This is a genomic window from Paenisporosarcina indica (assembly GCF_001939075.1).
Taxonomy (GTDB): Bacteria; Bacillota; Bacilli; order Bacillales_A; family Planococcaceae; genus Paenisporosarcina; species Paenisporosarcina indica.
In genome coordinates this window covers 680,148-697,177 of the sequence record NZ_MPTA01000002.1, presented here as the reverse complement: position 1 = coordinate 697,177, position 17,030 = coordinate 680,148, and the positions used below count along the sequence as shown (strand labels likewise).

Genomic DNA, 17,030 nt, shown 5'->3' with positions numbered 1-17,030 from the left:
ATTATGTCACGGTTCTGGATAACTCAAGAACTGGAAGAGGAATATTGATTTCGTGGATGATCCACATCGATAGGAGAAAATATGTGCAATAAAACGTTCGAGGTTTAAAGCGAAAAACAAAAGATAGGATAACTCTAGACTAGCGAATATTATGGATGACTTAAAAATAAAACTAACTAAAAAATTTATTGTATGGGGTGAAGTAAAATTAAGATTCTGTTTATATGTAGTAAGAACAAATGGCGAAGCCCGACTGCGGAAAAGGTATTTCATAATTTTAACGGCTATGATGTAAGATCAGCAGGAACAGAGGTTGGTGCAAAGGTTAAGGTTACTAACGGGCACATAGGTTGGGCTGACTATATTTTTGTAATGGAAAAAAAGCATATAAGACGGCTAAAAGGCAAGTTCGGATCAATGCTTGATAATAAGAAGATGTTGAATTTAGACATTCCAGATGATTACGGTTATATGAACGAAGAATTAATTGAAATACTAAAAGTTAGAGTTGGAGAATATATAGAAGTTCCAGAGTGAAACCTCATATATTCATGATTATTTCCCGCACAGGGGAAATAATCATGAAAGCTGAAACCACGAAGAAGTCGTTCAAAGAAGTATACTTTGAACGACTCTAAGTTTTATTCCTGCAAACTACAAACAACTTGTCCAACGGCTTTTGCTGCAACTAGGAGTGAATCTTCGTCGATATCAAATTGTGGATGGTGGTTGAAATATGGTTTTTCTACGCCTTTTGGTGTGCATCCAATATAAAAGAAACAAGCAGGGAACTTTTCTGCATAGTAAGCAAAGTCTTCCGAAGGTGCCATTGCAGGGACTTCTTTTACTTCTGTGATTTCTTTTATATTCGCATTTTTAAGTGCTTCTGCCACTTTTTCTGTAAGTTCAGGATTATTGTACAATGGCGGATAGTCTGGTGTATACGTAAGATCACAAGTTACATCGAACTCTTCCTCAAGTCCTTTGACAAGACGTTTTACTTCTCGTTCAATCGTTTCTTTCGTTTCAACAGTCATGTAACGGATATCACCTTCAAGCTCTACGCTATCTTTTATCACATTAAAGGTACCTGCTCCATCAAACGATCCAATTGTAATTACTCCTATGTCAAATGGGCTTAATCGGCGACTTATAATGGTTTGTACTGCGGTTACAAAATGAGCACCCGCAACAATTGCATCATTTGCTAAGTGAGGTGATGATCCATGCCCACCTCGGCCTTGTATTTTCAATTTCATGTAGGCCCGTCCATTGAAAGCAAAGCCTTTATTGTAACCGACCATTCCAGCAGGGGCAATTGGTAATAAGTGAATTCCATACACTTCATCTAAATCATCCAACAGTCCAGATTCTACAATACTTTTTGCTCCACCTGGTGGAGCCTCTTCAGCATGCTGATGAATGATTTTAATGGTTCCGGATAGTTCTGATTTCAGTTGAATTAAACAATCTGCAAGAACTAACAAGTAAGCTGTATGACCATCATGTCCGCATGCATGCATGACGCCCTCATTTTTCGATTTGAAAGGTACGGGTGTTTCTTCGACAATTGGAAGCGCGTCAAAATCTGCGCGTAATCCAATTGTTTTTCCAGGTTTTTCGCCTACTATTGTTACAATAATTCCGTAACCATTTCCGACATTTGTTTGTATATCGACGTTTTTTCCTTTATAAAAGTCCGCAATGTATTGAGCTGTTTTTTCTTCTTTAAATGATAATTCAGGATGTTCATGTAAAAAACGGCGGATTTGAATCATTTCATCTTTACGTTCATCCAACATGTCCATTAATTTTTCTTTCATAACTAAAACACTCCTTATTTTACTTCACTTTTACCAGCATGATTTGGAACCAAGAAAATAATTGATAACAAAGCGATGACTGTGAAAATCACATTGGCAATAATACCTCCAGTTGCCGCTGCATCTACACCACTATTGGCTGCAATCATTGCATAAACTGTTGCTGAAATCGCAACCCCGAAAGCAGAACCAAGGGAGCTCGCCATTTTATATATACCCGAAGCAGCCCCAATTTTATCATCAGGTGCGTTCGATACGGCAGTGTCTGTTGATGGTGTTGCATAGAGCCCTAAACCTAATCCAAACAAAGCAAATCCGATAAATACAACTACTGTGTAAGCAACATCTGGTAAGAATGTTAAGCCCATTATACCAACACCGATAAGCGTCAAAATTGTACCCCAAAGCATCGGTTTTTTTGCCCCGATTTTTTGAAGAATCTTTTCTCCAACACGGATCATACCAAGTACGGCAATTAGATAACCGATGGAAAGCATACCCGATTGGAAAGAAGTAAATCCTCTTCCTTCTTGTACATACGTATTCGCAACAACAAGCGTTCCGGCAACAGCATTGAGCAAGAAGTTTGAAATGGTTGCACCCGTGTATGGCAAGTTTTTAAATAACCCAAAATCGATTAGCGCATTTGATTTACCATTTTCAAATTTTATAAAGATGATTGCACCAATTACTGCGACAGCTAACAGTACAATCGTAATCCAGTTTGTCCAACCAATTTCAGCACCTTGTGTGATGAAAATATTCAATGCTAACATGGTTATAATGAAAATAATCAGACCACCAACATCAAATTTAGAATTGTCGGTTTGTCTTGCTTTACTTTCAGGCGTATCTTTTAATAACCACAATGCAAGAATTGCGATGATAATTGAGAAGATGAAAATCCATCTCCACCCCATATATGTAGCAATTGCTCCGCCGAATAACGAACAAACACCTGAACCACCCCAAGAACCAATTGACCAGAAGCTAAGTGCGCGTTGTCGATCAGCCCCTTCAAAATAGGCTTTCATCAAGCCAATCGTTGCAGGCATAATACAAGCAGCCGATAAACCTTGAATGATCCGCCCAATGATGAGTAATATTGAACCATTTGCTAAAACTAAACAAAGTGAACCAATGATACTTAAAATGAGTCCGATATTCGTCATTTTCTTTCGTCCAATTTTATCAGCAAGTCCACCAGCTGCTACGATGAAAATACCGGAGAATAGTGCTGATAAACTAATTGCAATGTTTAATGTCCCGGATGAAACTCCCAAATCCTTTTGAACTACGGGAACTACGTTGACGATTGCTTGAGTAAAGAGCCAAAATGTTAATACCCCAAATACAATTCCTGTAATCATTTTATTTGTACCTTTATAGGCAGTTGTCATAATTTGCTCTCCCTTCTTTTTATTCCTTCATTCTTTACAGAACTACTCATTCTATGCATAAATACACTTGAGCTAATTTTCTTGGTAAGCGTCAAAGTTCTATCGTTTAATAGAATCAGTAACCAAATAGGAATTAAGGGAATGGTCAGTATCATCGAGGGCAGGTTAACTCATGGCTTCGAGGAAAGGTATTGAACCAGTTAATGTTTACTTTATTACATTTTCGAGATAAATGTATTTGGGAAGGCTTGTTCAATACCCAGTTTATGAAAAGTGACTGTTTCCGCAACAAAAAAAGCGTGTGAAACCTTGATATTAAAGGGTTTTCACGCTTTTTTGTCTAATAATAAATTTGACCATATGCTCGGAAGGTGACCATCAATTAAACAAATTGTACATGGAGTTAATTAGATCAAGAAACATAGGAGGGTACGCCTTCATAAGTATCAAAATTGTAACTCAGTGTTCTAAAACCAGGGGGCAAGAGCTATAAAGAAGTGCGTAGATTCAAGAAGGGTTTACGGATGATAGTAAATGAAAGTTTTCGAATTTTTCCGATTTAAGGTACTATAAAATATATATCAAACAAAAGCAGTTTAGAAGGAATACAATGCACAACCTAAATTCGCAGAAATTTCAATAGAATGATTTTGTTGTTATTTCCGTGTTCAAATAAAGGGGAATCCAACTAATCGAGACTTTAATGTTATGTATTGGAGAGGAGAGCGCAATGACTACTCATTTTATAAAATTAACTGAACCCACCTCAAGCCTTATAAAGGTGATTAATCGTTGGGAAAACGACCCAACTTTAATTCCGTTGACTCGCCCTAACCGAAATAAATCAGAATTGGAAAGTCGTTATAAAGTGACCCTGGATGGTTTAATAAAACGTCTGGAAAACCATCACATCTACCTAATATATCTGAATGACCAGTTGATAGGTGAAATGAATTATATGATCGATCCGAGCCATCTCTACAAAAAAGAGCCTGGGACCGCCTGGATAGGAATCACAATTGGTGAATCTATAGGACGGGGAAGAGGTATTGGTTATGTAGCAATTCAATATTTGGAAGAACAGATTAAGAAGCAGGGGCTTAAACGTATTGAACTAGGCGTGTTTGAATTTAACGAACAGGCACAGAAGCTTTATCAAAAGATGGGATATAAGGAAATCGGTAGTATCGACAGTTTCACATTTTGGCAAGATAAAATGTGGACTGATATTCGAATGGAGAAGTATTTATGAAAACGATAAATTTCATTCCTATTATTTCATTTATTTTATACGGCCCACTTTCTTTTAGCGTTAGCTTTTCTTTTAGTACAAGAGGATGTTGATTCTGTCATTCCTGGCGGTAAGCGAATAGAGCAAATAGCTTTCAATGTACAAGCTTCGTCTATTTTTCTATCAATCAAGACTTCTTATTATTTCTCTGATCAATAGCAGTGGATCATTTCAAGATGATCCACTGCTATTGATTGTGATGAGGGAAATTAGAAAAAGTCATCAATTTGTAAAAAAATATCTTAAGTTTAGTATAAATAAGTGGACAATTAATAGTTTCAAAGATATATTTAGTTACTTAGATAAACTAAGTTACTAAATGTAATCTGTGGAATTGTGAAAACAGTGAAACTCTTTGTTTATGGAGTTCTTTTTTTTTTGCATTTAGCTTACTATTAGTAATTTACTTTCTAAACATAACTAAAGGAGGAATAGACAATGACGAAACAACAATATATGACATTACTTGTACGCGTCGTATTCGGTTTCATGTTCTTTATGCATGGGCTAGTGAAATTTCAAGGAGGAATTAGCAATACAGCTGGTTACTTTGAATCACTTGGATTAATTGGAGGATTTGCTTTTGTAGTTGCAATTGTTGAATTAGTAGGAGGCTTATTATTAATTCTAGGTCTCGGTACAAGAATTATCGGTGCAATATTTGCCATCCTTATGGTCGGTGCTATTTTCACAGCGAAATTACCACTAGGATTATTTGGAGATGGTGTGATGGCTGGCTACGAACTTGAAGTTGTATATCTTGCATTAGGAATTTACTTCATGTTTGCAGAACGTTCACCACTTTCTCTTGATAAGACAATAGCTAAAAACTAAGACCGGATGGGAATAGAGCTTTGAGCGACGGACAATACTAGCGTATCACCCAATTCGATTTTTCCAAATTGCAAAAGTAGCTCTTGCAGTTCCTGTTTTTAGAAATGGACAAGCCATAGCAGTAGTTGCCATTACAGCACTACAAGCAGTTGTTGCACGTAGTAAAATGAAACACCTTATGAACGAGGTTAAAGACTGTATCAAAGTCATTTCACGTGAAATGGAACATTCAGTCGACTAATACACTTAAATTATTGGAGGAATTACCATGAAAGTAGTAGCAATCGTAGGAAGTATTCGTAAAGATTCATATAATTTACAACTAGCAAAGCACGTACAGGCTCGTTACGCTGACCAATTTGAGCTTGAAATTTTAGATTTAGCTCCACTTCCAATGTACAACCAAGATATCGAATTAGACGCACCACAAGAAGTACTGGACTTTAAAGCAAAAGTAAAATCAGCTGATGCAGTTCTTTGGGTAACACCTGAGTACAACTCGACAATTTCTGGTGTACTAGGTAATGCGATTGACTGGATGTCACGTGTTGATCGAGTAGTATTCGGCAAACCATCTATGATTATGGGCGCTTCTATGGGCGCTTTAGGTACAGCAAAAGCACAAATGCACTTACGCGATATCCTATTTGCAAGTGGTTTAAATTCTCCACTATTACCGATGAATGAAGTATATGTTGGAGCAGCACATACTAAATTCGCTGAAGGTAACCTGATTGATGAAGCAACAATTGAGTTCTTAGATACCGTGATTGCAAACTTCCAAAAGTGGATGAAACAATTTGCATAATCAATAACAAAGGCACCTCTTATGCAAAATTGCGTAAGAGGTGTTTGTTATTGGAGCGAAAAATGAAAGTAACAAATGGAAATTACCTCCAAAATATTGGGGAACTGGGTTAAGGAAGAAATTCTCCTTAACCTTTTTTGTTTTGGAATCATTAGACATTGTTCACTAAGCGATGCTTTTGATCGTCTTTCTTATTCAAATATCGTCTTGTTGACTGTAAACAATTGAGTTATTCTTCTTTTTTTAGATTTAAGAATTCACTAACTACCTTTGCATATTCATCTTTTGGATATTTTTTATATAAGTCGCTTGCTAATCGAATTGGGTCACCAAAAAAGTATCGCTCATATTGGGTTTGTCTTGTTCCAAATGAACTCATGGTTAAATCCCAAGCTAAACGAAATATTTTTACACGTTCTTCTGCGGTCTTATTTGTTCCTTGAAGATAAAGATCTAAGTCGTTTCTAATAATAGAATGAAATGCTTTTTCGGTTGGCAATGTAATCATTCCACTAGCTCCGATTATCTGGATAATTTCAGTAAAACGAGGATAAATTTTAGGGAAAATGTTACCAGCAACTTGAAGCGGGAAAATTTCTGGCCGCATATATCCCCATTCATCTAATTTTGCGTTGTTCTCCGATTTTTCTAACAAGGCTTTCATCGTTTCAAGACCCATGATGATTTCTGACATCTTTTCTTGAACATGTTGATAATCGCCAATATTTATCGTTTCGATAATAAGCTCAGCAATACCTAAGACGAACTCTGTTTTTACAATTTGTCTATTCAATACTTGGTGTTTAGTAAAGGGATGGAAAGAGCTTTGGATTGGGAATTCTTCGGCTACCTCCGAATTGTTGTAATAAAATACCCTTTTCCAAGGTACTAATACATTGTCAAAGACAACGATAGAATCCATTTCTTCGAACCGCGAGCTTAATGGATGATTAAAAGAAGATTGTCCTCCGATGAATGTATCCCTACAAATAAACTTTAGTCCTTTCGTGTTAGCAGGGATCGCAAAAGCAAAAGCTTCATCTTCATTAAATAGAAATTTCCCAACGCTAAATACTAATACTTCATCGGTTAAACCACCTTGCGTAGCAAGAAGGCGGGCACCTTTAATAATGATCCCTTTTTCATTTTTACCAATAACTTTTGCGGCGATTGGCGGCTCATCGTCACTTTCAAAGTAGATTTGAGAACGATTCACTTGTGGTGAAATAAAGGTATGTGTAAACGACAGGTCATTTTCCCTAGCCAATTCATAAAATGCTTGCAGATTATCCGGAAAACAATTGTCCTTATTTTTTAAAAAGGATACTGAAGAGGCAAAGCTCATTAAAACTGTGTTCAAATAATCTGGGCTTCTTCCCATGATTCCCCCTGAATACCTAGCCCAATGTTCAATCATTTTTCTTCTTCTTATTAAGTCCTCTTTCGTTTTTGGTTGCAAATAGGAAAGACCAATAAGTTCACCTGATACTGGGGAAATAAAAGTCATCTCATTTTTTAATTCCGGGTCAAGTTGCAAATCATAAAGAGCCGCTTTTGACTGAATAAGTCCTTTGAATGCAGGGTGTTCCGAGAGCAACCCCTCAATTTTTTCACCGTCGTACCAAATCTCATTGTTTAGCTGGTTTAATCGGTTAATATAATCTTTTCCGTTAATAGCCCCCATGTTTCACTCCCCAATTTAATTCAATATTTAACTATTCCATTTAAGCCGTTATAAGAAGGTAAATCGTTCAATATTTTATTATTCGTACTAAAATTAACCTATGTAACTAGAGCTTGCTAATATTCCTTCTTACACTAACTGGTGCTTCGCTTAATAATTCGGATTTCGAAATAAAAAATTAAGAGCCTTCCTACATAATCTAATGTAGGAAGGCTCTAGTTTTTTTAGAAGAAAATTAAATGACTTATTGTTTCTATAAATGGAAATCTAATATGTTAAATGAGTTTCTTCTATATATATTCTCTTCTTATTTCCTGATGTTAGTAATATCCATACTTCTTACGCTTTCTTAATACAAAAAGGAGAAAAATTAGTAATGCAATTATAATTACTGCTAAATAAAATAGAATGAATAAGTCTGATGTGAAAATTTGAAAAATATCCACAAAATCAACTTCCTGCAAATAGACACGATAATAATCTTGTTCATTATACTTAATTGGTAGCGGATCGTCTTTGTACTTATCATAGCTGTGCTTGGTTACTTCTTTTGTTACGCTAACAATCTGATCGTTCTGGTTTTTATAGACAAGTCCTAAATTGTAGACACTATTTGCATACATGGACGAGTTAATAACGATGTCATGATCTGCCACTAATGCTATCGTTTCTATCTGTTTCTCAGACATAAATCTATCATACCCGCTTTTTAGCATGTCCCCGAAATCAAATACAAAGAACAACAGACCTACAATGACTCCACCGAATAAAAGAGAATTCCCAAGGATATTGATCGTTCGGTTTAAGCCTTTTGCATGTTCAATCCGTTCAAACATCGCTCTCACTATATTTATCTTACTCACCAAATATAAAATATAACCTATTGGATAAAGACTGAAGAAAGCTAATCCAACATAAAAGGAGGTATATTCTTCGTCCAAATCTGCCTGTGTATGAAACGTTCCATTAACAGTATAGCCATTTAATGAATCGCCAATTTCAATCTTGTCAAATTCTTCTTTACTGATACTAGCCTTTTGCCCTACTTTTAATTTAGTGGTTGTTTTTCCAATAAGTCCATTTTCGATAAGCGCGTAATAATATGTCTTTCCAAAGAGGTCTTGATTCGCTGTTTTCCCATAAACGGTAGTTGGTGTTTGAATTTGCTCATTATCCTTTTTCAATGCCTCATACTCTTGCCAGTTTATGAAAATGAGGCAAATCGAGAAAACAAATGCTGCGAATGCGAGAAGCGCATACCCTAGTCTTTTTATCTTTTCTTTGTCATTCCTTTTTCTCATCCATTGACCCCTTTTATTTTGTTCTATTTTTCAATATAATTTGTAGGCATATACCAACAATTCATTCGAATGAGCGGTAACTCTCTATGGGCTTTCATGATCAAGTGCATATTTTCCCGGATAAGCTCTCTACTCATTTGCACGTTACACCTATTGTATTTCTCTTGCAAATGGCGAAGATCCTTCATGATAAGGCTATCCTCTTTTCCCATGCTGCATATCTCCCTAAAATTATAATAGGAAAGTCCCCATTAGATTCCCTTTTAACAATCCAAACCAAACCTAAAAAACTACCGGGATTTATGTAAATAAAAACCAGTGTCGAAGAAAAGACACTGGTTTTTATTTATCATCTAGGTAATGTAAATGTCGCGGTTCTGCCTTTGAATAAGTCTTTTCCGTCTGAACCGGTAAACGGTCCAAATTCTAAATCAAACTTCTTGAAAATCCCAAATTCATCTTTATTGAATAAGAATACATGTAATTTTTCGCCTTGCTGCCCGGCCGCAATTTCTTGCGGTTCTTGTGGTTCTGCCATTCCTTCAGCAATCGCCGTTCCCCGGTTTTCATCAATTACTATTTTAGAGCCGATATTCCAAATACTCACCGGTGCGCTCGATTGATTATCAATTTTCAGTTTAACCGTTAAAGCAACAACACCACTTTCTCCAAAATTTTGGAATCGTGCTTTATTGGCTTCTGTCGGGATAACATCCGTGTATTGCACGCCATCAAGGGTTACGTTCACATCGCCAATCTGCTTTGTTTCATTGATTCCGGATTTTTCAAAAATCATTTTTTTGTCTGCCATGTTATCGGTAGTAAGGCGATCCTGATAAAAAGTTGGTGCAGTTGCCGTTTGTTCCCCTTGTTCTCCACTATAAATAAAATCATAAGCAGGCGATTGTTGTTGGTTAATATTTTTATATTGGTCGTTATCGGCCAATCCGCCTTCAATAATATATTTTGGTTTTACGGTTTTGAGTTTTTCAAATTCATCATCCGTTAAAGTAAAGCTCATTAAACCGGTTACCTTTTCACCAGCTTCAAATAAAGAGACCTTTTCTTTATTCTTTTTGATTTTATTTATTTGTTGATCTTCTGGAACAAGTGTCTTCCAATTAGCTGGAATATTATCAAAATTATTGCTTACTTGTATCTTATGGTTATTATTGTAATACATCGGTTTGCTGGTCCCGTTTTCAATGGTCACTTTAGTGGATACAACATATCCATTGATCTGATCATCAAATGAAATCTTTGAGTATTCGTTCATATCTGTTACTTTCACAATTTGGTACTCGTCCACGGAAACTTTAAAACCACTCATATCATGTGTATATTTGGGATCTTTATTTGTGTAAATTACTTCGACATTGCCTTCTGTTTCTACTGCAATGTTCGGATTCAAAACCTCTCCGGTTGAAGGAACTGTTTCTTTTGAAGCTACGCTTGTTACTTCTTCTGCACTATCTTCTTCTGTACTATTTTCTTGGGCTTTCTCTACTTTTTCCTCAATTTTCGGCTTAGATTTAACTACTTCTTTTGAACCTGAAGCTTTTTCTTCGTCGCCACATGCTGCAAGTAATAGCATGACAGAAAAAATTATTCCCAATAAAATTTTTGAGTTCCCCACATGTTCACAACCTTTTTAAGTAGTATGTATTACAAAATAATACAAATTAATTATAACATACAATAATTCCCTAAAATGTGATATTACCGAATTACTGCTAGATTCCATCAAATGCCGGACGATATACCATAACACCTGTGATTCCTTGTGGATCAATTATAGTATTTTAATAATGCAAAAGATTCAAAAAATATCTTGACAACGCTTACATGTTTTTTTATAGTAAGACCGTAATAAAGAATGGCGTTCCATAATGAGGAACGCATGGGAGGAGACAATATAATTGATACAATCCGTTGACCGTGCATTACAAATCCTCGAATTTTTAAGAAAGAACCCAAGAGGGCTTGGAGTCACTGAGATATCTATTTCTCTTCAAGTAGCAAAAAGCACAGCACATCGGCTTTTAATGTCTCTTGAAGAACATGGATATGTACAGAAGTTCGGCAGGGAAAGTACATATAGATTAGGTCTGAAATTTATTGAGATGAACTATACAGTGACAAAAAACTTGAATGTACTTGAAATTGCAAGGCCTTTTATTGAGAGTCTTAGCAAGGAAACGGGAGAAATTGTCCACCTTGTAACATTAGAAGGGCAGGAAATCATTTACATAGATAAAGTTGAAAACTCATCCACTATAAGAATCTATTCACAGATTGGTAGACGAGGACCACTGTATTGTACGGCTGTAGGAAAATCAATTCTAGCCTTTCTTGATGAGAGAGAAGCTAAAAAATTAGTGGACAAGATTGAGTTTGCCAGACTTACGGATTATACCTTGGTAAACCGGGAGGCATTGGCAACTGAATTGGCCACTATAAAAAAAGATAAATATTCCTATGACAATCAAGAGCATGAAATGGGAATACGCTGTGTCGGTGCTCCGATATTTGACCATAATGGAAGACCTCAATACGCTTTAAGTGTCACTGGTCCTCTTGACAGAATGTCTGATGAGATACTACAGCATCATATTCCTCTGTTAAAAGATACTGCAAAAAAGATTTCAAGAAGTCTTGGCTATATTAATTAATTCGAAGAAAAATAGAGGAGGTCATTGTTTTGAAGAAGTTTACATTAGGAAGTATTTTATTAACTAGTTTGATATTGTTGGCAGCATGTGGTGGAGGAGGAGAATCATCTGTGGCTGCGAACGCATCTGGAAGTAAGTTTCCAGAGAAATCCATAGAAATAATTGTACCGTATGCAGCTGGTGGAGGTACTGATACGTTGGCTCGTTCATTTGCAGATTTGGCTAAAGATAATATCGGTGAACCAGTTACGGTTGTAAACAAAGCAGGAGGCGGTGGAGCCATTGGTATGCAAAATGGATTATCCGCAAAAGCAGATGGATACACAGTATCTATGGTGACCGTTGAATTATTGACTCTTCCACACTCTGGATTAGCTCAATTCACTCATAAAGATTTCCTTCCAGTTGCATTATTAAATGAAGATGCCGCTGCAATTACAGTGAAAGCTGATGCTCCATGGAACACGATCGAGGAATTTATTGAAGCTGCCAAAAAAGAAAAATTGAAAGTCGGGAATTCTGGTACAGGTGCTATCTGGCATTTGGCTGCTGCTGCTTTTGAGAAAGAAACTGGTACAACACTAAATCATATTCCATTTGAAGGAGCAGCGCCTGCAACAACTGCACTTTTGGGAGGACATATTGATGCAGTTTCTGTGAGTCCTGCTGAAGTAGCTACTCTAGTAGAATCAGGTGATTTTAAAGTGCTTGCTGTAATGGCAGAGGAAAGAGTGGAATCCCTTCCAGAAGTTCCAACATTAAAAGAACGAGGGATTGACTTGTCAATCGGTACTTGGAGAGGTCTTGCAGTTCCAAAGGATACTCCAGCTGATGTAGTTGAAAAATTAGAGGAATCATTCGGTGAAACGGTTCAGAGCGAAGAATTCAAAGCAACTCTAGATAAATTGAAGTTAGGATATCGATATGAAAATGGAGAAGGATTCACGACTCTATTAGAAGAACAAGATAAGCTTTTTGGTGATTTAATTCCTTCATTGAATTTAAATTAGTAATTTTGCTGAAAAGGCTAGCATCTTACTGTCTAGCCTTTTCACTTTTGATAATAACGGAGGTCACTATGATCTCTTGCAAATCGAATTTGATCTGGAACAAAATAAAAAAATGTTGTTCTGATTGAAGGAATGCAAAAATCGGAGGTAATGGATTTGTTTCCTGAACTTATTACAATAGGAGAAACGATGGTCTTGTTCGAAGCAGCAGCCGACGGACCACTGCAATATATTCACCAATTCAACAAAAAATGTGGCGGTGCAGAATCCAATGTTGCAATCGGCGTCACACGACTTGGCCATTCTGCAGGTTTTATCAGCCAAGTTGGAGATGAAGAGTTTGGCAAATTCGTAATATCATCTATACGAGGAGAAGGCGTCGATACATCCCGGGTAAAAATCAATGAGGATTTTTCGACAGGCCTTTATATTAAAGAAACACTCCGTGAAGGCTCTAATCAAGTCTATTATTACCGTAAAGGTTCTGCAGCAAGCCAGATGAAAAAAGAAGAATTAGATTGGGAGTATCTTAGACAAGCAAAAGTTATTCACTTAACGGGAATCACCCCTTTTCTAAGTGACAGCTGTGAAGAATTAATCTATGCGGTTGCTGAATTTGCAAAAGAAAATAATATCCTTCTTTCTTTCGATCCAAATATTCGTTATAAATTGATGAGCGATAAACCGGATGCGAAAGATATTGTATTGAAGATTGCTAAGCTGGCAGATCTTGTAATGCCCGGCATAGATGAAGCAGAATATCTACTTGGAACACGTGACTATAACGAAATAGCTCAATATTTCCTTAATGCAGGGGTTTCTAAGATTGCGATTAAAAATGGTGATATTGGAACTTACTATGATTCCAAAGAGGATGAAGCAGGATTCATTCCGAGTATTAAGGTTGATCGTGTGGTTGATCCGATTGGTGCGGGAGATGGGTTTGCTGCTGGACTTTTGTCAGGTTTGCTCGAAGGGAAGAGTTTGAAGGAAGCCGTAACAATGGGTTCAACGATAGGTGCAATGGTCGTGACTGTCAAAGGTGATGTGGAGGGTTTGCCACGAAGAGAAGCACTTGAAAATTTCCATAGAAAAAGTGTGGATGTACTAAGGTAGAGGAGTGTATAAAATGAAACAGGATATGCTGAATCGACTGCTTGAATCTGGAGTGGTTGCGGTAGTACGCAAAATTGAAGCAGACAAGGTGATGGATGTCATCGCTGCGCTTGTGGAAGGCGGAATTACTGGTATTGAAGTGACAATAGATTCGCCGAACGCGTTTCATGTCATTAGTGAAGCCAAGAAATTATTTGGCGAAAAAGCAGTAATTGGTGCTGGAACTGTGCTTGATGGGGAGAGTGCTGTCCGTGCGATTCAAGCAGGCGCCGAATTTATTTTCGCACCTACAATGAGCAGGGATACAATTGCTGTCGCAAACCGTTATGGCAAGATTGTAATTCCAGGAGTATTTACCCCTACTGAAATTTTACAAGCGTATGAATGGGGTGCGGATATTGTTAAAGTGTTCCCTGCCAGCGTATTGGGAAGCCAATTCATTAAAGATGTAAGAGGCCCTCTAGGTCACATTCCAATGATGCCAACAGGCGACATTGGTCTTGAAAATATCCAGGAATATATTAAAGCCGGGGCAGTTGCTGCAGGAGTTGGCGGCTCCCTACTGAATAAGGAATACATACAAAACGGCGAATGGGATAAACTTTCTGGCCTAGCTCGACAGTATAAAGAAAAGGTAACAGAAGCAAGAGTTAACAAATAATAAGATTAAGCAAAACAGCCAGCTTAGAAATAACTTTGAAGATGGCATTTATCTCTTAGATGTTCAACTAACTGTTCAATAGTAAGGAGAAAAAAGTGGCCTCAAAATTGGATTGATTTTAATTGCCGATTTCATTATTCAAATTGGACGAGTACCAAAAGAAGGTCAAACTCACATTGTTGAAATAAGGTTACAAAAAAATGGTTAAGTAAGGTGGTGAGGACGTGAGTAAACAGAACGCAGGTGTATGGGTAGGTCTTATCATTTTGGTTTTTTCCTCGGTCATTTTTATTCAAGCAATGAATCTAGATTATTTTAGTAAATTCGGACCAGGTCCGGGACTATTCCCAATATGGTTATCAGGGATTCTACTTGTCTTATCGATATTGTATATTCGGCTATCTATCAAAAAAAGCATCTACTATTTTTCGGACATTATTCCAATGGGGAGAAGCTTTGGAAACATTTTATCAGTAGTCTTGGCACTAATAGTTTTTATGGTACTAGTTAATTTTACAGGTTTCATCATTGCAAGTACGGTACTACTTTTCACTTTGTTTTCTCGAGAATACAAATGGTATTGGGGTTTAGGGATAGCTATCTTTACATCAATTATTTTATTCATAATATTTAAGGTATTCTTTGAAATACCGCTGCCTGTTAGTGTATTTGGGTGGTAAAGGGGAGATGTAATAATGGATTCTTTCATTCAATTGCTTCACGGCTTTGAAACAGCATTATCATTAGGGAACATTCTATATTGTTTGATTGGTGTCTCTGTCGGAATGTTAGTAGGAGTCATGCCTGGTCTAGGTCCAACAACAGGAACTGCCATTTTGATTCCGCTTACAATTGGCATGGAGCCCGTCTCCGCTATTATTATGCTAGCGGGCATTTATTATGGCTCGATGTACGGAGGTACCATTACTTCTGTAATGATTAATACACCTGGGGAAGCCGCTTCTGTAATTACTTGCTTAGATGGACATCCATTGGCAAAACAAGGAAGAGCTGGCGTTGCTCTTGGTGTAGCGGCAATAGGTTCTTTTATAGGCGGTACAGTAGCTATTATTGGACTGGCTTTTATCGGTCCTAGTCTCGCAGAATGGGCATTGAAGTTTGGTCCACCAGAATTTTTTGCTCTTATGACGTTTGGATTAATCATGGTGATCGGCCTCATGGGTCAATCATTGATTAAAGGTTTGCTTGCTGCATTTATTGGTTTAACCTTATCCCTCGTGGGGATGGATCCAGTATCTGGTGCAGTTCGATTTACAATGGGTGTTCCTGAATTAATGTCAGGATTTGACTTAGTTACGATCGCAATGGGATTGTTTGGTTTATCTGAAATCCTACTTGGGATGGAAAACTTATCAAACAGTGAAAAACCTGCAAAAGTAAAAGGGTTGCTGCCAAGACGGGAAGAGTGGAAACCAACAATGAAATCCATCAGCAGAGGAACAGGGATTGGTTTTATAACAGGGTTAATACCAGGAACGAATTCAGTTATCCCGGCACTCCTTTCTTATTCTGTAGAAAAGAAACTGGCTAAAGATCCGTCAAGATTTGGAAAAGGAGCAATAGAAGGTGTAGCAGGGCCGGAAACAGCCAATAATTCCTATAGTGGCGCCGCCTTGATTCCACTGCTGACACTAGGTATTCCAAGCTCCCCTACAATTGCTATTATTCTTGGGGCATTTATTATGCACGGATTAACTCCTGGCCCAACTATGTTCCAAGATAATCCTGATTTTGTATGGGGTATTATTGCAAGTATGTTTATTGGTAATTTAATTTTACTTTTCATGAACTTACCACTGGCTGGCGTTTGGGCAAAAGTCGCCTTGATACCATCCAAGCTTCTTTACCCGATTATCTTAATAATCTCTGTGTTGGGGGCGTATAGTGTAAACAATAGTTTATGGAATGTCGGTGTAATGATGTTTTTCGGAATATTCGGTTATTTACTGAAGAAATTAGATATTCCTATGGCTCCGATCGTGTTAACTTTTGTTCTAGGGAAGTTGATGGAAACTTCTTTACTACAATCAATAAAAATGTTTGAAGGAAATTTATTATTATTTTTTAATCGTCCGATATCCGGTATTTTATTAGTAATTTCCCTGCTGATTTTACTGGCGAGCATTTATGCGGAAATTAAAAACAAAAAATCACATTTCGCCAGCGATGTAGAAATGTAAAAAACAGTTTTTGAAATATTTTATAAATATGGGGCGGAATTGAAAATACTTTTGCTCTCCAATACAGACATGCAAAGTGGCTATCTAGTCCAGATAGAAATTTAATGTAAAACTGAACCCCTAGCTCATCATCTTAACTGGTGGTGGGCTTTTTTAGTGAAAGATACCTGTGCAACACATAGTAATTCCATGTATTCAACACCCGATTGGTGTACATTTAACATTTTCA

At 37.1% G+C, this 17,030-nt stretch carries 15 protein-coding genes; 10 read left to right on the top strand and 5 right to left on the bottom strand.

What is annotated here, in order from left to right:
* Nucleotides 1-207 precede the first annotated feature (207 nt).
* Nucleotides 208-537, top strand: coding sequence for a low molecular weight protein tyrosine phosphatase family protein (locus GY23_RS08900; protein ID WP_075618840.1), 330 nt, complete (start codon nucleotides 208-210; stop codon nucleotides 535-537).
* A 104-nt stretch (nucleotides 538-641) separates the two neighbouring features.
* On the opposite strand, the gene GY23_RS08895 is transcribed toward GY23_RS08900, so the two are convergent.
* A complete protein-coding gene (locus GY23_RS08895) occupies nucleotides 642-1,823 on the bottom strand; it encodes an amidohydrolase (RefSeq protein WP_075618839.1) in 1,182 nt (393 codons plus the stop codon).
* A gap of 14 nt (nucleotides 1,824-1,837) precedes the next feature.
* Complete coding sequence (locus GY23_RS08890) at nucleotides 1,838-3,226, bottom strand: MFS transporter (protein ID WP_075618838.1); 1,389 nt, start codon at nucleotides 3,224-3,226, stop codon at nucleotides 1,838-1,840.
* A gap of 727 nt (nucleotides 3,227-3,953) precedes the next feature.
* Here GY23_RS08890 and GY23_RS08885 point away from each other — a divergent pair.
* The 3 genes from GY23_RS08885 to GY23_RS08875 all read left to right on the top strand — a co-directional run bounded on the left by GY23_RS08885 (nucleotide 3,954) and on the right by GY23_RS08875 (nucleotide 6,156).
* Nucleotides 3,954-4,475: a GNAT family N-acetyltransferase gene (locus GY23_RS08885; protein WP_075618837.1), complete on the top strand. Its 522-nt coding sequence runs from the start codon at nucleotides 3,954-3,956 to the stop codon at nucleotides 4,473-4,475.
* Nucleotides 4,476-4,952: 477 nt separating this feature from the next.
* On the top strand, nucleotides 4,953-5,348 hold the full coding sequence (locus GY23_RS08880; protein WP_075618836.1) for a DoxX family protein: 396 nt from the start codon (nucleotides 4,953-4,955) through the stop codon (nucleotides 5,346-5,348).
* 268 nt (nucleotides 5,349-5,616) lie between these two features.
* The gene (locus tag GY23_RS08875; protein ID WP_075618835.1) at nucleotides 5,617-6,156 is read left to right on the top strand and encodes an NADPH-dependent FMN reductase; all 540 of its coding nucleotides are present in this window, start codon (nucleotides 5,617-5,619) and stop codon (nucleotides 6,154-6,156) included.
* Nucleotides 6,157-6,385: 229 nt separating this feature from the next.
* Here the strand turns inward: GY23_RS08875 and hpaB are convergent, their stop codons facing one another.
* From hpaB to GY23_RS08855, 3 genes are all read right to left on the bottom strand, one after another.
* Entirely contained in the window at nucleotides 6,386-7,840 is a 1,455-nt protein-coding gene (gene hpaB, locus GY23_RS08870) for a 4-hydroxyphenylacetate 3-monooxygenase, oxygenase component (RefSeq protein WP_075618834.1), read from the bottom strand.
* A 320-nt stretch (nucleotides 7,841-8,160) separates the two neighbouring features.
* Nucleotides 8,161-9,141, bottom strand: a complete 981-nt coding sequence (locus GY23_RS08865) for a hypothetical protein (RefSeq protein WP_075618833.1) — start codon at nucleotides 9,139-9,141, stop codon at nucleotides 8,161-8,163.
* Between the two features lie 349 nt (nucleotides 9,142-9,490).
* Complete coding sequence (locus GY23_RS08855; protein WP_245827616.1) at nucleotides 9,491-10,777, bottom strand: DUF5068 domain-containing protein; 1,287 nt, start codon at nucleotides 10,775-10,777, stop codon at nucleotides 9,491-9,493.
* Nucleotides 10,778-11,060: 283 nt separating this feature from the next.
* Between GY23_RS08855 and GY23_RS08850 the strand changes: the two genes are divergently transcribed.
* The 6 genes from GY23_RS08850 to GY23_RS08825 all read left to right on the top strand — a co-directional run bounded on the left by GY23_RS08850 (nucleotide 11,061) and on the right by GY23_RS08825 (nucleotide 16,801).
* Nucleotides 11,061-11,813 carry an IclR family transcriptional regulator gene (locus tag GY23_RS08850; protein ID WP_075618831.1) on the top strand — a complete coding sequence of 251 codons (753 nt, stop codon included), beginning with the start codon at nucleotides 11,061-11,063 and terminating at the stop codon, nucleotides 11,811-11,813.
* A gap of 29 nt (nucleotides 11,814-11,842) precedes the next feature.
* Complete coding sequence (locus GY23_RS08845) at nucleotides 11,843-12,823, top strand: tripartite tricarboxylate transporter substrate binding protein (protein WP_075618830.1); 981 nt, start codon at nucleotides 11,843-11,845, stop codon at nucleotides 12,821-12,823.
* 132 nt (nucleotides 12,824-12,955) lie between these two features.
* The gene (locus tag GY23_RS08840; RefSeq protein WP_245827615.1) at nucleotides 12,956-13,939 is read left to right on the top strand and encodes a sugar kinase; all 984 of its coding nucleotides are present in this window, start codon (nucleotides 12,956-12,958) and stop codon (nucleotides 13,937-13,939) included.
* Nucleotides 13,940-13,952: 13 nt separating this feature from the next.
* Nucleotides 13,953-14,600 carry a bifunctional 4-hydroxy-2-oxoglutarate aldolase/2-dehydro-3-deoxy-phosphogluconate aldolase gene (locus tag GY23_RS08835; protein WP_075618828.1) on the top strand — a complete coding sequence of 216 codons (648 nt, stop codon included), beginning with the start codon at nucleotides 13,953-13,955 and terminating at the stop codon, nucleotides 14,598-14,600.
* A gap of 224 nt (nucleotides 14,601-14,824) precedes the next feature.
* A complete protein-coding gene (locus GY23_RS08830; RefSeq protein WP_075618827.1) occupies nucleotides 14,825-15,280 on the top strand; it encodes a tripartite tricarboxylate transporter TctB family protein in 456 nt (151 codons plus the stop codon).
* Nucleotides 15,281-15,295: 15 nt separating this feature from the next.
* Nucleotides 15,296-16,801 (top strand): tripartite tricarboxylate transporter permease, encoded by a 1,506-nt coding sequence (locus tag GY23_RS08825; protein ID WP_075618826.1) that lies wholly within the window; start codon nucleotides 15,296-15,298, stop codon nucleotides 16,799-16,801.
* Nucleotides 16,802-17,030: the final 229 nt, after the last annotated feature.

Coding starts and splice junctions, on each gene's coding strand:
- GY23_RS08875 (WP_075618835.1), top strand. CDS start 5,617: ATGAAAGTAGTAGCAATCGTAGGAAGTATTCGTAAAGATTCATATAAT.
- GY23_RS08825 (WP_075618826.1), top strand. CDS start 15,296: ATGGATTCTTTCATTCAATTGCTTCACGGCTTTGAAACAGCATTATCA.
- GY23_RS08895 (WP_075618839.1), bottom strand. CDS start 1,823: ATGAAAGAAAAATTAATGGACATGTTGGATGAACGTAAAGATGAAATG.
- GY23_RS08835 (WP_075618828.1), top strand. CDS start 13,953: ATGAAACAGGATATGCTGAATCGACTGCTTGAATCTGGAGTGGTTGCG.
- hpaB (WP_075618834.1), bottom strand. CDS start 7,840: ATGGGGGCTATTAACGGAAAAGATTATATTAACCGATTAAACCAGCTA.
- GY23_RS08885 (WP_075618837.1), top strand. CDS start 3,954: ATGACTACTCATTTTATAAAATTAACTGAACCCACCTCAAGCCTTATA.
- GY23_RS08840 (WP_245827615.1), top strand. CDS start 12,956: ATGCAAAAATCGGAGGTAATGGATTTGTTTCCTGAACTTATTACAATA.
- GY23_RS08865 (WP_075618833.1), bottom strand. CDS start 9,141: ATGAGAAAAAGGAATGACAAAGAAAAGATAAAAAGACTAGGGTATGCG.
- GY23_RS08880 (WP_075618836.1), top strand. CDS start 4,953: ATGACGAAACAACAATATATGACATTACTTGTACGCGTCGTATTCGGT.